The sequence below is a fragment of the Vibrio sp. QJM3NY_27 genome, assembly GCF_057785955.1.
The window spans coordinates 91527-109262 of the sequence record NZ_CM173511.1; the positions used below are offsets into that span (position 1 = coordinate 91527).

14 protein-coding genes are annotated in these 17736 nt (G+C 45.0%); 7 read left to right on the plus strand and 7 right to left on the minus strand.

The features are described 5' to 3' along the window. The first annotated feature begins 269 nt into the window (after nucleotides 1-269). Complete coding sequence (gene polA, locus AC3CIA_RS00420; RefSeq protein WP_488518327.1) at nucleotides 270-3083, plus strand: DNA polymerase I; 2814 nt, start codon at nucleotides 270-272, stop codon at nucleotides 3081-3083. 193 nt (nucleotides 3084-3276) lie between these two features. Continuing rightward, nucleotides 3277-3324: a small protein SpfP gene (gene spfP / locus AC3CIA_RS00425; protein ID WP_438356636.1), complete on the plus strand. Its 48-nt coding sequence runs from the start codon at nucleotides 3277-3279 to the stop codon at nucleotides 3322-3324. A 266-nt stretch (nucleotides 3325-3590) separates the two neighbouring features. Here spfP and AC3CIA_RS00430 read toward each other — a convergent pair whose 3' ends face one another. Both AC3CIA_RS00430 and yihA read right to left on the minus strand, forming a co-directional pair. Continuing rightward, on the minus strand, nucleotides 3591-4190 hold the full coding sequence (locus tag AC3CIA_RS00430) for a hypothetical protein (RefSeq protein WP_017081700.1): 600 nt from the start codon (nucleotides 4188-4190) through the stop codon (nucleotides 3591-3593). Nucleotides 4191-4420: 230 nt separating this feature from the next. Further along, complete coding sequence (yihA, locus tag AC3CIA_RS00435; RefSeq protein ID WP_054547998.1) at nucleotides 4421-5080, minus strand: ribosome biogenesis GTP-binding protein YihA/YsxC; 660 nt, start codon at nucleotides 5078-5080, stop codon at nucleotides 4421-4423. Between the two features lie 148 nt (nucleotides 5081-5228). On the opposite strand from yihA, the gene AC3CIA_RS00440 reads away from it, so the two are divergent. From AC3CIA_RS00440 to hemN, 5 genes are all read left to right on the plus strand, one after another. Then, nucleotides 5229-5846, plus strand: a complete 618-nt coding sequence (locus tag AC3CIA_RS00440) for a c-type cytochrome (RefSeq protein WP_004735574.1) — start codon at nucleotides 5229-5231, stop codon at nucleotides 5844-5846. Between the two features lie 557 nt (nucleotides 5847-6403). Then, nucleotides 6404-7042 carry a class I SAM-dependent methyltransferase gene (locus AC3CIA_RS00445; RefSeq protein ID WP_004735576.1) on the plus strand — a complete coding sequence of 213 codons (639 nt, stop codon included), beginning with the start codon at nucleotides 6404-6406 and terminating at the stop codon, nucleotides 7040-7042. Beyond that, entirely contained in the window at nucleotides 7042-7599 is a 558-nt protein-coding gene (yihI, locus tag AC3CIA_RS00450) for a Der GTPase-activating protein YihI (protein WP_004735577.1), read from the plus strand. The genes AC3CIA_RS00445 and yihI overlap by 1 nt, the downstream gene beginning before the upstream one ends. 6 nt (nucleotides 7600-7605) lie before the next feature. Beyond that, complete coding sequence (locus tag AC3CIA_RS00455; RefSeq protein ID WP_017079341.1) at nucleotides 7606-8094, plus strand: DUF2489 domain-containing protein; 489 nt, start codon at nucleotides 7606-7608, stop codon at nucleotides 8092-8094. 345 nt (nucleotides 8095-8439) lie between these two features. Further along, nucleotides 8440-9831: an oxygen-independent coproporphyrinogen III oxidase gene (gene hemN, locus AC3CIA_RS00460; RefSeq protein ID WP_017095620.1), complete on the plus strand. Its 1392-nt coding sequence runs from the start codon at nucleotides 8440-8442 to the stop codon at nucleotides 9829-9831. Between the two features lie 86 nt (nucleotides 9832-9917). Here hemN and gepA read toward each other — a convergent pair whose 3' ends face one another. From gepA to glnA, 5 genes are all read right to left on the minus strand, one after another. Next, a complete protein-coding gene (gene gepA, locus AC3CIA_RS00465) occupies nucleotides 9918-12482 on the minus strand; it encodes a phosphodiesterase GepA (protein WP_488518328.1) in 2565 nt (854 codons plus the stop codon). 107 nt (nucleotides 12483-12589) lie between these two features. After that, complete coding sequence (gene glnG, locus AC3CIA_RS00470) at nucleotides 12590-13993, minus strand: nitrogen regulation protein NR(I) (protein WP_017081697.1); 1404 nt, start codon at nucleotides 13991-13993, stop codon at nucleotides 12590-12592. A gap of 122 nt (nucleotides 13994-14115) precedes the next feature. Then, on the minus strand, nucleotides 14116-15192 hold the full coding sequence (gene glnL / locus AC3CIA_RS00475) for a nitrogen regulation protein NR(II) (protein WP_017079339.1): 1077 nt from the start codon (nucleotides 15190-15192) through the stop codon (nucleotides 14116-14118). Between the two features lie 168 nt (nucleotides 15193-15360). Continuing rightward, entirely contained in the window at nucleotides 15361-15930 is a 570-nt protein-coding gene (locus tag AC3CIA_RS00480; RefSeq protein ID WP_488518329.1) for a DUF4124 domain-containing protein, read from the minus strand. Nucleotides 15931-16156: 226 nt separating this feature from the next. Next, nucleotides 16157-17566, minus strand: coding sequence for a glutamate--ammonia ligase (gene glnA, locus AC3CIA_RS00485; protein ID WP_004735585.1), 1410 nt, complete (start codon nucleotides 17564-17566; stop codon nucleotides 16157-16159). Between the last annotated feature and the right edge of the window lie 170 nt (nucleotides 17567-17736).

The following is a 17736-nucleotide window of genomic DNA, read 5'->3' on the forward strand; positions in this document are numbered from 1 at the left end:
GATCATATGTTCGATCTGTAATTTTATCCTTTATTTTCAATAGTTTATTTGCGTTTTTTTGGTGGTTTACCTTAGTTCTCAACAGGGTGGGTAAATAATATAAACAGAGTTATCCACAGAGCGCTTGTGTCTAAGAACAAAAAATAACAACAAATCGATTATTACGAACACAACCGAGTGAACGGATACAGATCGACAACGTAGAATCCAACCAACAGACGTGGCATTCTTAACAGATAATTTCTGTACTTACTGGATTCACAAACATTATGGCTCGTATTCCTGATAATCCATTGATTCTGATCGATGGCTCTTCTTACCTATATCGCGCGTTCCATGCTTACCCTGGCACCATGAGCAATGGTGATATCCCAACGAATGCTGTTTATGGTGTGGTTAACATGCTACGCAGCATGATGCGTCAATTTGCTTCTGATCGTATTGCGGTTATTTTTGATGCGAAAGGGAAAACGTTCCGTGATGATATGTACCCAGAGTACAAAGCAAACCGCCCACCGATGCCTGACGATCTTCGTTGCCAGATAGAACCATTGCACAACGTGATTCGTGCGATGGGTTTGCCACTTATCTCTATTCCTGGCGTTGAAGCAGATGACGTGATTGGTACGTTGGCTTCTCAAGCTTCTGCGATGGGTATGCCTGTGCTTATCAGTACCGGTGATAAAGATATGGCGCAGTTGGTCGATGACAACGTTACCCTAATCAACACCATGACCAACGTGGTAATGGATCGTGAAGGTGTTATTGAGAAGTTTGGTATTCCGCCTGAGCTTATTATCGATTATCTCGCGTTGATGGGCGATAAAGTGGATAACATTCCGGGCATTCCAGGTGTTGGCGATAAGACTGCGACGGCATTGCTGCAAGGTATCGGTAGTATCGAAAAGTTGTATCAAAATCTTGATGATATTGCGGCGCTTGGTTTCCGTGGTTCGAAAACCATGGCTAAGAAGCTGGCTGATAATAAAGACAATGCTGATATGTCTTACCAGCTTGCGACAATTAAGTTAGATGTTGAACTTGAAGATACACCAGAGTCACTCGTCAAAGCACAGCCAAATATCGACGAGCTGATCAAACTATACGGCCAACTGGTTTTCAAATCTTGGTTGAACGAGCTGCTTGAAGGTGGCAGTGGTGTGGTTGAGGCGGATGAAAGATCTGCAGCAACGGGAGCTGGTTCAGTACGCAGCAGCGCTTCTGCAACAACGTCTACTGTAGAGATGAATACGTCTGCCGTGACGATTGATCGCAGTAACTACGAAACGATTCTAGATGAAGCGTCATTCAATGTTTGGCTAGAAAAGCTTAAAGCCGCTGAATTGTTTGCTTTCGACACTGAAACAGACAGCTTAGATTACATGGTTGCGAACCTCGTTGGCTTGTCATTCGCAACCGAAGAAGGCGTTGCCGCTTACGTGCCGGTTGCTCATGATTACCTAGACGCACCGCAGCAGCTGGATCGTGATTGGGTGCTTGAACAGCTTAAGCCGATTCTTGAAGATGATGCTCAAGCAAAAGTGGGTCAAAACCTAAAGTACGATATGAGTGTGCTAGCGCGCTACGGTATCGAGATGAAAGGCATCAAACACGACACTATGCTGGCGTCTTACGTTTTCAATAGCGTAGGTGGCAAGCACGATATGGACAGCCTAGCGCTACGCTTCCTACAGCATAGCTGCATCTCATTTGAGCAAATCGCAGGTAAAGGTAAGAAACAACTTACTTTCAACCAGATTGAGCTGGGTGAAGCGTCTCCATACGCTGCAGAAGATGCTGACGTGACACTACGTCTGCATAACCGCCTGATGGAAAACATCGAGCAAGATGAAAAGCTTAAAACCATCTATGAAGAAATCGAAGTACCACTGATTCCTGTGATGTCTCGCATTGAGCGTACTGGCGTATTCATCGATGACATGCTCTTAGGGGCTCAATCACAAGAGATTGCGGTTCGTCTGGATGAGTTAGAGCAGAAAGCTTACGAGATTGCAGAGCAAGAGTTCAACATGAACTCGCCAAAACAGCTGCAAGCGATCCTGTTTGAAAAAATGGGTCTACCGGTTATCAAGAAAACGCCATCAGGTGCGCCTTCAACTAACGAAGAAGTGTTGCAAGAGCTGGCCCTTGATTACCCGTTGCCTAAGCTGATCATTGAGTATCGTGGCCTTGCGAAACTGAAGTCTACTTACACAGATAAACTGCCGAAGATGATCAACGCTGAAACGGGTCGCGTTCATACTTCTTACCACCAAGCGGTAACGGCAACCGGTCGTTTGTCTTCGACTGATCCAAACCTACAAAATATCCCAATTCGTAATGAAGAAGGTCGTCGTATTCGCCAAGCATTCGTTGCACAACATGGTTGGAAGATCCTAGCGGTCGATTACTCTCAAATTGAATTGCGTATCATGGCGCACCTATCGGCTGATAAAGCGCTGCTGGAAGCGTTCCAACAAGGCAAAGATATTCACGCGGCAACGGCTGCTGAGATTATCGGCGTGGCTATTGATCAAGTTACCACTGAACAGCGTCGTCGTGCTAAAGCCGTTAACTTCGGCCTTATTTACGGCATGAGTGCCTTTGGCTTGGCTAAGCAACTGGGGATTCCTCGTGGTGAAGCACAGCACTACATGGACACTTACTTTGAACGCTACCCTGGTGTAATGCAGTACATGGAAGACACACGCAGCGCTGCTTCAGAGCAAGGCTTCGTTGAAACCATTTACGGTCGTCGGTTGCACCTGCCTGAAATCCAATCTCGTAATGGCATGCGTCGTAAAGCCGCTGAACGTGCGGCGATCAATGCACCGATGCAAGGTACGGCAGCAGACATCATTAAGAAAGCGATGTTGTTAGTGGATGAGTGGATTCAAGCGGAAGGCGATGGTCGTGTGAAGCTATTGATGCAAGTACACGATGAATTGGTATTTGAAGTTCAAGAGTCAGCTTTAGCCGAAATTGAAAGTAAAGTACAACAATTGATGGAGTCAGCCGCTGATCTAGAAGTACCGTTAGTCGCGGAAGCAGGCCACGGTGACAACTGGGATCAAGCCCACTAATCAGTTTTTGACCTTATTGAGTGAATTAGTATGAGCCAGTGCACAAACACTGGCTTTTTTTTGTCTCGAATAAAGTTGAGCCGTAAGAAGAATTTAGGTGTTTTAATAAAACATTCATGAAAAAAAACTACAAAAATTGTTTTCATTTCTGAGCAATTGTTGTACATTAAATCTTGTAGGGTACAGAGGTAAGATGTTCTATCTTTCAGACCTTTTGTTTCACGTTATTGGATTAGGCTGATTCAGCCGCCCCAGTCAGTATTTGACTGGGGCGTTTTTTCTTGTGCGAAAGAAAAATATTTCTAACCTACTATTACTCCCGTAAACCCACCCTTTTTAGTGTCTTTTCTTACGCTTTCTCAAGCACAGTGATAAACACCTGATTTGCCTTAGATCTGGAACTCGATCAGCATTTGGTAATTTAAATCCGTCTCTCATTTGATTGTTTTATCATTTAAAATAACTTTTATTTTACAAGTTGCCGATAAAGGATTGATCGCTTACACCTTACTTATCAGTGTATTGAGTGGGTGAATGCTCAATGTAATCCATGATTTCTTGTTGTTTCTCAGTACTGTATTTCAGCGCTTCGGCGGTGATTTGGATGGATTGCGCCATAGAAGAGATATTGTTGGTCGCTTTCACCAAGGTTTGCTGCATGGGTTTTAGGATAAGTAGGTAGATAGCAGTCAAAGCGATGACAATGACAGCGATAACGGCTGCTAACGCAATGATGATCTTGGTCTGAATATCATCCAACAGCATTTGACTGGTCTTTTTAAAGGCGAGTCGAGATTGGTCTAAGGCTTGTGGGAGCTGATTGAGTGATGTCTTGGTTGAGCTCGCAAGCTTGTTGATGCTTTCAACGGTTTGGTTCAGAGCTTGTTGTTGGTCTTCACTAAGGTTGGGGTTGTTGACGATCGCCTGCAAAGATTGCGATATCACCTCAAGAGACTCACTCGCATCTTGAGCGTATTTTTCCATACCATCCAAGTCCAAGGTCATATCAACATTGATCAGTGGGGCTTGTTCTTGTTCTGCTTCAGAGGCGAACCCTGTCAATGAGACCAGCATTAGTGCAATGATGGCCAACGGTGTTTTCCACATGAGTATTCCTTTCTCATTGTTCTGTTTATTTAGATGTGTCTTTTAGTATGGTTCACTTCTCTCGTTTCTAACTGGTTAATCTTGTCTTTAATTCTCAAGACTTAGGTTTAACTCACTAATTTTTGGGAAAAAAAATACCCCACCTATATGAGGAAGGGTATTAATAAGGCTAAATCACTTGCTGTAAGTGCTTTAACTTCTAATTATAGATAAAGCTATAGATAGAAGAACTACTCTGCGTCGTTGTGCTCTTCGTCAGCCAGTTCATCAAGAATCTGGTCAGCAAAAGCTGGGGCAAACCACTCATCCATCTTGGCTCGCAGTTGATCAACGCCGATGCCCTTCATTGAAGAGAAGACATCAACCGCTACATCACCACCGAAAGATTTCGCATCATTACGGATTTTCAGTAGTTGCGCTTTACGAGCGCCACTTTTCAGTTTGTCTGCTTTTGTTAACAAAACTTGTACTGGGATGCGGCTATCGATAGCCCAGTAGATCATTTGTTGGTCAAGGTCTTTCATTGGGTGACGGATATCCATCAATACCACTAAACCTTTCAAGCTTTCGCGTCGCTGTAGGTATTCACCTAGCGATTTCTGCCATTTTTTCTTCAGCTCAAGAGGGACTTGAGCAAAGCCATATCCAGGTAAATCGACGATATGACAACCGTCCGTTACCTTAAATAGGTTAATTAGCTGAGTTCGACCGGGTGTTTTACTGGTTTTCGCCAAGCCTTTTTGGTTTGTAACGCGATTTAGCGCGCTAGATTTACCAGCATTGGAGCGTCCTGCAAACGCAATTTCGATCCCTTCGTCTTCTGGTAAATGACGAATATCAGGTGCACTGGTAATGAAATGCGTGTTTTGATAATGAATTTTTACGCTCACTGTTAACTCCATCTCGACTTTGTGTAGTCGATTGATTACTTTTTTGTGAATTTGTGTAAAATAACCGTGCTCGGCATAAGGTCGCCTATTGTACCATGAGTGGCAACATAGAGTGGTACTGGAAGCTTGATAATTATAATGGAATGTCATGAAGAAATTAGCGCTAATTTTGAGTCTTTTAGCCAGCTGCTCAGTATGGGCTCAAGGTAGTATTGAAGCTGGTAAAGCCAAATCACAAACATGTGTTGCCTGCCACGGTGCTGACGGCAACAGTCTGATCACGCAGTACCCTAAACTGGCTGGTCAACATGAGAAGTACCTAGAGAAGCAGTTAAAAGAGCTTAAGCTCGGTATGACCAGTGGTGGCAAGCAAGGTCGTAATGAACCTGTAATGGGTGCAATGGCGATGTCTTTATCTGAAGAAGATATGGCTGACCTAGCGGCGTACTACGCATCGCTACCTATCTCTAGTAACTCTACTCCTGAGAATGTAGTAGATGAAGGTAAGGTTCTTTACACCGCGGGTAACGCAGAACGCGGCGTAACGGCGTGTATTGCTTGTCACGGTCCACGTGGTAACGGTACCGAACTTTCTGGTTTCCCTAAGATTTCAGGCCAGCACGCAGATTACATCAAGGCTCAACTTGAGAAATTCCGCGATGGTAGCCGTAATAACGACATGAATGCGATGATGCGTGATGTAGCTAAAAAGTTAACAGACGCAGATATTGATACCTTATCGAAGTACGTTGGTGGTTTACACTAATATGTCGGTTTCTTGCTCTTAGCCAGAGTAAAGAAATGTACGCTCGAGCGAGATTGAAGAGACGCCCCGATCAGTAATGGTCGGGGCGTTTTCTTTTGTATTGGTTTTATTAATATGTTTTGCGCTGATGTCTGATTTATCAATGTGTGATCGATTTGTGTACAAAAGTGTGAACTTGAACTCTTGTAGTCTTTTTGTAACACGGTAAAGTAACGGCCATCAGCTAGGAGCTGACTTAGATACGGATGGTCATCTAGTCTAACGGTATAGACAGAAACGGATCAGGCTAGGACTGCCCAGCAACAAGGTGTTAGAAAAGGATAGCCAAAACTCATCAGGACGATGAACAACAAACAAATTTGGCATGGAAAGCACCAATAACAAATGGAGATTTGTGTACCAAGTTGAGTATGCAAATTTTGGCCGATATAGGCAGATTTAGAGAGCGATAGGTTTTCCTATCGCTTTTTTTATTGATTTGATGAAAAAACACCCAATACCTCTCCACTATAAACTCAGTTTCTGGTATGTTTCGCATCCCTGTTTAAGGATGTGCTATGTATACTTGTCCCTTATGCCATCACCAAGGCGTGAATCACTATTTTGAAGACAAACGCAGAGCCTATCTGCAATGTCAGCAATGTGAACTGGTATTTGTTAAACCTGAACAAAGGTTAGAAGCAAAAGAAGAGAAAGCACACTATGATCTCCATGAGAACGATCCTAGTGATGCAGGCTATCGCCGTTTTCTATCTCGCATCGCGGATCCACTAACAGACAAAATTTCATCTAACTCACACGGGTTGGATTTTGGTTGTGGCCCAGGCCCTACGCTATCTATTATGTTAGAAGAAGCCGGACACACCATGGAGTTGTACGATATCTATTACCACCCAGAAGCTTCTGTGTTGGAAAAAACGTATGACTTTATGACTGCCACGGAGGTGATAGAGCATCTTTATCACCCAGACAAAGTGTGGCAGCAATGGTTGAATTTAGTTAAACCCAAGGGCTGGATTGGTCTTATGACTAAACTAGTAATAGACGTAGACGCGTTTGCTGGTTGGCACTACAAGAATGACCCGACACATGTCGTCTTCTTTAGTCGTCAAACATTCCAGTTTTTGGCAGAGCGGGATAAGCTCGAACTAGAATTTTTTGGAAATGATGTAATTTTACTGAGGAAAGTGCAGTAATGGGTCGTAGTAAGAAATCAAGAAAACCGGGAGCACTTGGCGCTCCGGAACCTATGGTTACTCGTAACCGTAGTGAATCTGATGTTGAAGGTCGTGAACGTAAGCGTGTTAAAAAGCGTAAAGGCCTTAAGTCTGGCAGCCGTCACTCAGATGGTAGCGAAGCAAAACAGCGTAAAGCTGCACTAGCTCGCGACCCTCGTTTAGGCAGCAAGAAAAAAATCCCGCTGATTGTTGAACCAGCGAAGAAGTCGACCAAACAAGAGCGCAAGCTATCTAACGAACAAGAGTTAGAGATGCTTGAGAATGATGCTCAACTGAACACATTGCTAGATCGTATCGAAAATGGTGAAAACCTAGGTGCTGGCCTGCAGAAGTTTGTTGATGAGAAACTTGATCGTATCGAACACCTAATGGGCCGCTTAGGTCTGCTAGAGCCAGAAGACGATGAAGAAGAGATCTTCGAAGAAGCACCAGTTGCATCTAAGAAGAAAGCAAGCTCTGACGAAGACTTGCTATCTCAATTCGAAGATTTCGACTTAGACAGCTTTAAAGGTTAATAGCCAATGAACGTAACCTTATTAGCAATTGCTGGTGGAATTATCATTCTCGGCTTGGGCTCTTACGCAGGTTACCTTCTACTTCAAGTGAAGAAGCAGACGGAGTTGCAAAAGCAGCATCAAGCACTTGCCATTGAAAAACGTAACGCGACGATTTACGAAAACGTAAATACTCTGTGCTTAGCGGGTATTCAAGGCCAGTGTGACTTACCTGAGATCAGTATCCGAGTGTGTATCATTATGGATAACGTTCAGGGTGATGAGCGTGTCGATTTTGATTCTGAGTATCCTGCTCTTTCTGAGCTGTACCATATCGTAAAAGATATGGCTCGCGGAGACGGAAGGCAGGAACTGACGAAGAAAGAGCGCATGCAGCAGAATCTCACACGCCATAAGGCGGAGACTCGCTTGAATGATGCGGTCATTGAAGATTTGAAAAGGTTGCAGGAGAAGGTTAAGCCTCTCAACAACCAAATCAACATTCAGATGATCTAGTCACTAAGACTTTTAAATATAGAGGCTTGTTTAACATTTAGTTTTTAGACGCGCTGCTTTTAATACCTATGCATTTAAGACTTTTTGTCCTAAAAGCATCTTGTTTTTAAGTCGCCTTGTCTTTAATAGACGATGTTAAATGAGCCTTCTTACCTTTTGCGTCTCGTTAATCCCGACGCTTTGTTAGTGATCAAGCTAGCAGTTCTGAGTTTTTGTCTGAAAAATTGATTTTGTCTTGGAACGACCTTACTGGTCGTGTGGCAAAATAACCCGTCTATATTTTAATGTATGTAAAATGATTTGAGAGACCTTAGGTTCTCGCGGATCTAAATTGGAATTACCGCTATGTCGAGCAAGCCAGTAACAACGAATCAGCAAATCGTTTGGGATCAAGAGATCTTAAACAAGTACAACTATTCGGGACCTCGTTACACTTCATATCCAACAGCGTTGGAGTTTCATGAAGCGTTTACCGTCGCTGATTACGACATGGCGTGTACTCAGTACCCTGAGCGTCCACTCTCTCTTTACGTGCATATCCCGTTCTGTCATAAGCTTTGTTACTACTGTGGTTGTAATAAAGTCATTACTCGTCACTCGCATAAAGCGGATGAGTACTTAGATGTGATTGAACATGAAATCCGCCAGCGCGCCTCTTTGTTGAATGGCCGTCAAGTGACGCAATTGCACTTCGGTGGTGGTACGCCAACGTTCTTGACCAAAACACAAATTACTCGCTTGATGATGATTCTGCGTGAGGAATTTAACTTCACAGCTGACGCTGAAATCAGTATTGAAGTTGACCCACGTGAGATTGAGCTAGACGTACTTGACCACCTGCGTAACGAAGGCTTCAACCGCCTGAGCATTGGTGTGCAAGACTTCAATAAAGAAGTGCAGAAACTGGTTAACCGTGAGCAAGATGAAGAGTTCATCATTGCGATGGTTAAACGAGCGAAAGAGCTAGGCTTCCGTTCAACCAACCTTGATTTGATCTACGGCCTACCAAAGCAGACTCAAGCTTTGTTCGCGGAAACATTGAAGCAAGTGTTAGAAATGAAACCGGGTCGTTTATCGGTATTTAACTACGCACACATGCCGCAACTGTTTGCTGCGCAGCGTAAGATTAAAGATGAAGACTTACCTGAACCAAAAGAGAAAATGGCAATCCTCCAAGATACCATTGAGACTTTAACGGGCGCGGGCTACCAGTTCATTGGTATGGATCACTTTGCTCTGCCTGAAGACGAGCTAGCAGTAGCACAGCGTGAAGGTATTCTGCATCGTAACTTCCAAGGCTACACGACCCAAGGTGAAGCTGACCTAATTGGCTTCGGTGTTTCTGCAATCTCTATGGTCGGTGATGCTTACGCTCAAAACCAGAAAGAGCTGAAGAAGTATTACGCTCAGGTGAATGACCTTCGCCACGCGCTTTGGAAAGGTGTTGCTCTAGACAGTGACGACCTTCTACGTCGTGAAGTGATCAAACAGCTTATCTGTAATTTTAAGCTTGATAAAACCATGATCGAATCTGAGTTCTCGGTTAACTTTAATCGTTACTTCAAAGAAGATTTAGGGCTACTGCAAACCTTCATCAACGATGAGTTGGTTGAAGTCGACGACAAAGAAATCCGCGTGACTTTGCGTGGCCGTTTGTTGATTCGTAATATCTGTATGTGTTTCGATAAATACCTACGTGCTAAGGCTCGTCAACAGCAGTTCTCTCGTGTGATTTAATCGTTCGATTGAGAACAGAAATATAAAAAATGCCAGCATTATGCTGGCATTTTTGTGTCTATCTGTAAGTCAATTCTCTATCTACTTTACATCATGCTTTCTTTACTGCTTTGTTTTACGTTGCAGAGGTCGGTTGGCCATTGCTCAAAAGGAACCGGGCGGCTGTATAAGAACCCCTGTGCCTGCGGGCATTTCAGCTGTTTGAGTAGATCCGCTTGTTGCTGAGTTTCTACACCTTCTGCGACTATGCTTACCTTGAAGCCCTTGGTGATATTGACGATGGCTGCAACGATAGAGCTATCTAGGTTCTCTTTTTCGAGCTTGCTGACGAAGCTGCGATCGATCTTTAAGCAATCAAATGGCAGTTTGTGTAAATAAGCCAGTGACGAATAGCCGGTACCAAAGTCATCAATTGCAATCGAGATGCCTAATGCTTTTAGCGTCAGCATGTTATCGATGATGGCTGGGTCATTGTCGACGATGCGTGACTCAGTGATCTCTAGTGTTAGGTTGCTTGCTGGTAGCTTGGTGTCACGTAGCGTGCCTTTTACTTGTTCAACAAAGCCACTTTCACTCAGTTGATCGACCGAAAGGTTAACGTGAATAGAGAAGTCCTTGCTCCATTTTCCTGACTCAATCGCGATGGCAGTATCTCGACACGACTTATGTAGAATTTGCTTGCCGATATCGTAAATCAGCCCGCTCTCTTCAGCGAGAGGAATGAATTCAAGTGGTGAGACTATTCCTTCATCGGCTATCCAGCGTGCTAAAGCTTCAGCCCCAATGGTCGATCCGGATTCTAGATCAATAATAGGTTGATAGAAGGGTTCGAACTGTTGAAGTTCAATCGCTCGGTTCATCCGCGCTAGCATCTTAGTACGATGTCTTGATGCTTTACCCATCTCAGGGCTGTAAATGCTGACACTGGCTTTGTCTTGTTTTGCGTTGCTCAAAGCAATGCTACTACTACGCAGCAATAGCGCAATGTCGTGGACGTTAGATACACCGACGACGCCCATCGATACCTTAATGGCGACACTTTCTGATTCCATTGAAAATGGGGAAGCAAAGGTTTGAAGCAAGCGATTAGTCAGTAGTTGAGCTTCCTTGCTTTGGATGACGTTCGGGGCGTAAATGGCGAATTCATCACCGCCAGTGCGAGCTAATAGGTAATCGGATGGCAATGTACCTCTTAAACGAGCGGCCGCAATGATAAGCAATTGGTCACCATTGTAATGACCAAGGCTGTCATTGATGTCTCGGAAGCGATCAATACCCACTAAATAAAGTGTGCCTTTTTCGTTTGCAGAGTTTTTCTTGGCAGCGTCGATAAAGCCTTCTCGACTATATAATTTGGTTAGTGAGTCATAGGTAAGCTGAGACTGTAATGCTTGAAAGGAAGCCTTTAAGTTGTTGGCCATTTCATTGAATGACTCCACCAACATGCTGGTTTCATAGATATGCCCTGTCTTTGGCATGCTCGTGCCCCAATCACCTTTAGCAAGACGCTTTGCCGCATCCGCTGTTGAGGTGATGGGTTGGGTAACGCGATTAAACGCAATTAACCCAGCAATGACACCAATGCAACTCAGCGCTAGCCCGAGCAACCAACTGTTTCTTTGGTTTTCAGGTAATTCACCGAGTAGGTTGCTTTCAGGGATCGACATACCAATAAACCAAGTGATGCCGTGCTCATCTTCATAAGGGGTGATCTGGTTGAAGTATCGTTCGTTGTCTAGGCGAAAACTAAAGCGCTGCACGCCCAAATTATCGATTAGGTGAAATTGGTCTACGTAGCTAGCACTTTCACGTATTACCGGGTTAGCACTCTCTGATGCCAGTAAGCGTTGGCCCTTATTGGTTTTCCCTGTTCCCCAAGAGACCACGCTACCTCCGCCCGAGTGAGCGACCAAGCGTTGCTGCTTATCAATGATATAAACAGAGGCATCCGTTTTATCTTTGAGTTCTTTGAGAAACGCATTAAAGGTATTGATCTTAATGTCGCTAACGACGACGGCTTTGAATTCGTTGTCATCATAGATAGGGGCGAGGGCAGATAAGGTGATCTCTTGTCGTTCATCTGCATTGGCATAAATTGGCGACCATACAGCCTTTTTTTGCGTAGCAACGGGTGTGTACCAAGGGCGGACTCTCGGGTCGTAACCTGAAATCACCGATCGAATGTCTTCGCTGATCTTGCTGCCACGGTAAATGACCAGCTGATCGTTAGTACGGTCGTCTTGTACCATCAAGGTATAGCCGTTGTTAGCTTCTTTACGAAAACCGACATAGTTACCATCTTCAGAACCAAAGCCGATCACATCGAGTTGAGGTATAGCTGTGAAATGGTCTGAAAACGTATAAAGAATGTAGTCTTGGACCTTGCTAAGGTTGCCCGCTTGATAAAGATGATGGTAGCCAATGTTATGGCTGAGCGAGAGGTTCGCGTGAAATGGTTTTTCTAAAAAATTGGACAGGCTTTGATGAACATGGTCAGTAAGTGATGTTAGTTGGCGTGCACTAACATCACTCACCATCTCTTTGTAGCTTTGCTTTTGAGTGAAAACCATTACGCTCATAGTGAACAGAAAAATCATCACGAATGGCAGAACCACCGCGGTTCTCAATGTAATTTGTGTTTTCAAAGACATCTTTAGCTACAACTTTAGTGAATGGCATACCTTAATTGTACCGACACTATTCAAACCAAGCGACCCTTTTTTGGTTAAAAAGTCGCTGTATCGAAAGTCATATCTGGTCAGTACAGTTCTTTGAGTTTACGGGTTAGGGTGTTTCTTCCCCAACCTAAAACCTTGGCTGCATCCTGTTTATGACCATTGGTATGGTTGAGTGCAGCCTCTAGCAGTATACGTTCAAACTCTGGCAGAGCATAAGTTAGTAGCTCTTTTTCTCCGGAATCAAGCGCACATTTTGCCCAATTAGCGAGCAGTTGTTGCCAGTTGTCTCCAGTCCCTGAGGTCGTCACCACTTTTTCTTCCAATAGTTCTGGAGGCAAGTCTGAAGGGAGTATTTCACTGCCGCTCGCCATGACTGTGAGCCAACGACAGATGTTCTCAAGCTGACGTACGTTGCCCGGCCAATTTAGCTGATTGAGCTTCATGATGGTCTCTGAGTGCAGTGTCTTCACTTCTACACCAAGCTCTTCAGCGGCTGATGCTAGGAAGTGGTGAGTCAGTTTTTCAATGTCCTGTTTACGTTCGCGCAGTGCCGGAATATGGATTCGGATAACGTTCAGTCGATGGAAAAGGTCTTCACGGAAACCACCGTCATGCACCAAGCGCTCAAGATCTTGGTGGGTTGCTGCAACGATACGAACATCAACCTTAACCGCAGAATGCCCACCGACACGATAAAATTGACCATCAGAAAGCACGCGCAGTAGCCGAGTCTGAATATCGAGTGGCATATCGCCTATTTCATCAAGAAACAGAGTGCCGCCGTTGGCTTGTTCGAATCGTCCTTGGCGAACACTGTTAGCGCCAGTAAAGGCGCCTTTCTCGTGGCCAAACAGCTCTGATTCGATCAAGTCTTTAGGGATTGCCGCCATGTTTAATGCAATGAATGGCTTTTTAGCTCTTGGGCTGTGACGATGCAGAGCGTGCGCGACTAATTCTTTACCAGTCCCCGATTCACCATTAATAAGAACCGAAATGGATGAACGAGACAAACGGCCAATAGCTCGGAAAACTTCCTGCATTGCCGGTGCTTCACCGATGATTTCTGGTGCGTTGGTCTCTTCGGCTACTTCGCTGGCTTGTTCTCGCTTTTGCTCTTGGCTGTGTGCGATGGCTCGCTCTACTAGAGTCAGTGTCTCATCAATATCAAACGGCTTAGGTAGATACTCAAAAGCCCCTTTTTGATAAGCATTCACCGCTGCATCGAGGTCTGAGTGCGCGGTCATAATGATCACTGGCAGGTCGGGAGAGCGCTGGTGAACTTGGTGTAACAGCTCAATCCCGTCAATGCCAGGCATGCGAATGTCGGACACCAAAACGTCTGGTGTTTCGCGTTCAAGAGCAAGCAATACGCTCTCAGCATCAGCAAATGTTTCACACTTTATATCCGCAGATGACAGTGTTTTCTCTACGACCCAGCGTATAGAACTGTCGTCATCGACGACCCAAACGTATCCCTTACTCATAATTCAATTCCTTTGCAGCCAATTCTATTGTGATAATCATTGTTGTTTTTATGATGTCTTTAATCTTTGTGTTACCGAGTTAAGCCTTTCATCTCGCTGTCCAATCGCGAGGTTCTGTTGACCTAAATGGGTAGGTAAATCGTGAATGTGGTGTTACCCGGCCAGCTCTCAACATCAATTTTTCCATTGTGCTGATCGATCAGGTTTTGAGAAATCGATAGTCCCAGCCCTGTGCCACCCTCTCGTCCGCTGACCATTGGGTAAAACAGCGTGTCTTTTAAATCATCGGGGATGCCGGGGCCGTTATCGCTGATCTCAATGCGCGCTGCGAGTTTGTGTCGCTGCCCATGAATATTGGCTTGATGCACCGTTCTGGTGCGAATGGTGATTTTCCCTGATTCTTGCGCCTTTAAAATCTGTGCCGCGTTACTCACGATATTGAGCATCGCTTGTTCAACTTGTGCTGAATCCATCAGAATGTCCGGTAAGCTCGGGTCGTAATCTCGTTCGATGGCGAGCGTTGAACCCGACTCGAGTTCCACGAGCTGCCTGACTTTCTCAAGTATCTGGTGTAGGTTCTCTTCTGACTTGGTCCCCGGCTTCTGAGGGCCAAGCAGGCGATCAACTAAAGCTCTTAGGCGGTCGGCTTGCTCAATAATGATCTGCGTATATTCATTAAGAGACTGATCAGGAAGCATTTTCCCAAGTAACTGCGCCGCACCTCTTAAGCCACCGAGTGGGTTCTTAATCTCATGTGCTAACCCGCGCACCAACAGCTTAGCTGCTTGTTGTTGTGCGTGTTGGTTGAGTTCTTGGCTGAGGCGTCTTTGCTGGTCTATCTTGCGCATCTCAACCAATAACAGCGTCTCTCGTTGCCAAGAGATTGGGCTAACCGTGACTTCAAGCATCAGTGGGCGGTTATCAACAACGAAGGTAACGTCACTGTCGGTAATGCTCTGGCCACTTTGTAGCGGTTGCGTCAGAAGCGCCAAATCCAGTGAGGCGTGTTGGATGAGTTGGCTCAATGGGTGATCGACGATGCGTCGCGCGCTTTGTGAAAAGAGTTGTTCAGCCGCCGGGTTGGCGTATCGGACATACAGTTGCTCATCGAGCATCAATGTTGAGGTCACCATGTTGTCGAGAATGGCGCTGGAAAGATGATGTGTATCTATGCTGTCGCTTTTGGCTGATCGATTCACTATTTCGTCCTTGAACTGGTGTTTTTCTCACTGCACCAAATTGGTGCGTAGCTAAGTTCAAGTATGGCGCATATCAACCAGAAGCTAAAGATAATTCATTAGAGTCGCTGAAAGCTGCTTCGATTAGGTGAAAAGTAGAGGTAATTCAGTCTCTTTTAACACATTGGCCTACTTGAGCGTCGCTCGATGTAAATACACGGTGACTGGACTAGTAGATGCAATAAGCTTGCCGCTTCTATGTGCTTGAATTGCAATGGTGTGAGTACCTCGATCGATACCTTTCAGTTCCCAATTCGGTTGGGTTTGTGGGGCGCCATAGCGACGACCATCGAGCATCAATTGCAACTGTTCTCCAATACCAAGCTTGCGGCTAAGTTCTATTTGAATAGGGATTAAGCCGCGGTTGCTACGGATGGTTTGGTCATGAACGGGAGTCAGCATGATGAGGGCTAGTTGAGCTGGTGCCTCACGTTTCGTGCTTTCTGTTTTTTCCTGAGCCTGAGCTGGCGTTGCCGTTTTAGTTGTAGATGAAGCTGCAGCATCAACGGGCGTCGAGGCTTCAAATTTAGGAGCCGGCGCTGATGCTTGCACATCCGGTAGGCGAAGAGATTTGGCATCTTGAGCGCTAGGGTTATCACTAAAGTGGAGAACACCATCCTCATCCACCCAGGTATACACCGTTTGAGCAGAGCACGAGATCGCGACTGTTAACCCGATCAGGAACAGTATATTTTTCATATCTTTAGCCTCTTTTCACCGCTAGGTGATTTCACGTTTGGCGTTGGTTTTGTTATTGATTTTATTGTTTTTATAGCAGTAGCCTCTGAGGGCTTTTGTCTAAGGTATGGTACGAGGAAGCAGGGGGAGGGAGTATATAAAAAAGGCCCGCCTGCGAGGCGAGCCTAATATTTAGTCAGCAATTCTTACAAGGTTGCAGTAAGAAATGGCTTATCTCTACAGGAGATTAAACTGAGTAGTACAGTTCAAACTCAAGTGGGTGTGTTGCCATGTTCACGCGTTGTACGTCGTCAGATTTCAGTGTGATGTAAGAATCAATGAAATCGTCAGAGAATACGCCGCCAGCTGTTAGGAACTCACGATCGTCGTCTAGCGCTTTAAGTGCTACTTCTAGAGATTCAGCAACGGTTGGGATTTCAGCCGCTTCTTCTGCTGGAAGGTCGTATAGATCTTTATCCATAGCTTCGCCTGGGTGGATCTTGTTCTTGATACCGTCAAGGCCAGCCATCAGCATTGCTGAGTAACATAGGTATGGGTTCGCTGCTGGGTCACCAAAACGTAGCTCGATACGACGTGCTTTCGGGCTTGGTACTACTGGGATACGGATAGAAGCAGAACGGTTACGTGCTGAGTAAGCAAGCATTACCGGAGCTTCAAAACCAGGTACAAGACGCTTGTACGAGTTCGTTGATGGGTTAGCAAATGCGTTGATTGCACGAGCGTGCTTGATTACACCACCGATGTAGTAAAGCGCCATTTCAGATAGGCCGCCGTACTTATCACCAGCAAACAGGTTAACGCCGTCTTTTGCTAGAGATTGGTGAACGTGCATACCAGAACCGTTGTCACCAACTAGTGGCTTAGGCATGAATGTCGCTGTTTTACCAAATGCGTGAGCAACGTTGTGTACAACGTACTTGTAGATTTGAGTCTCATCCGCTTTTGTTGTTAGCGTGTTGAAGCGAGTTGCGATTTCGTTTTGACCCGCAGTTGCTACTTCGTGGTGGTGAGCTTCAACTACTAGGCCCATCTCTTCCATTACTAGACACATTGCTGAACGGATGTCTTGAGATGAATCTACAGGAGCTACTGGGAAGTAACCGCCTTTAACGCCAGGACGGTGACCTTTGTTACCGCCTTCGATGTCAGAACCTGTGTTCCAAGCTGCTTCTACGTCATCAATCTTGAAGAAAGAACCAGACATGTCGTTTGAGAACTTAACGTCATCAAATAGGAAGAATTCTGGCTCTGGACCCACTAGAACTGTATCTGCGATACCAGTAGATCGTAGGTATTCTTCAGAACGCTTAGCGATAGAGCGTGGGTCACGGTCGTAGCCTTGCATTGTTGCAGGCTCAAGGATGTCACAACGGATGTTTAGCGTTGCATCTTCTGTGAATGGGTCCAGTACAGCTGAAGCTGCGTCTGGCATCATTACCATGTCAGATTCGTTAATGCCTTTCCAACCAGCTACTGAAGAGCCGTCAAACATTTTACCTTCTTCGAAGAAGTCTGCATCAACTTGGTGAGAAGGAATAGAGATGTGCTGCTCTTTACCTTTTGTATCAGTAAAACGTAAGTCGATAAATTTAACTTCGTTCTCTTGGATCAGGGATAGTACATTTTCTACTGACATCTTGGATAACCTCCAGTGTTATTAATTCGGTATTAGCTCGATTCGGTTGAAACTAGCATTGATTAATGTCTATAAGTGCATTAATCGATGCTGATTTATCTATAGCCAAAAACGTGCCAAAAAAATTATTCCATTAATTTCAATGATTTACTTGTTTACTTGTTTCGTTA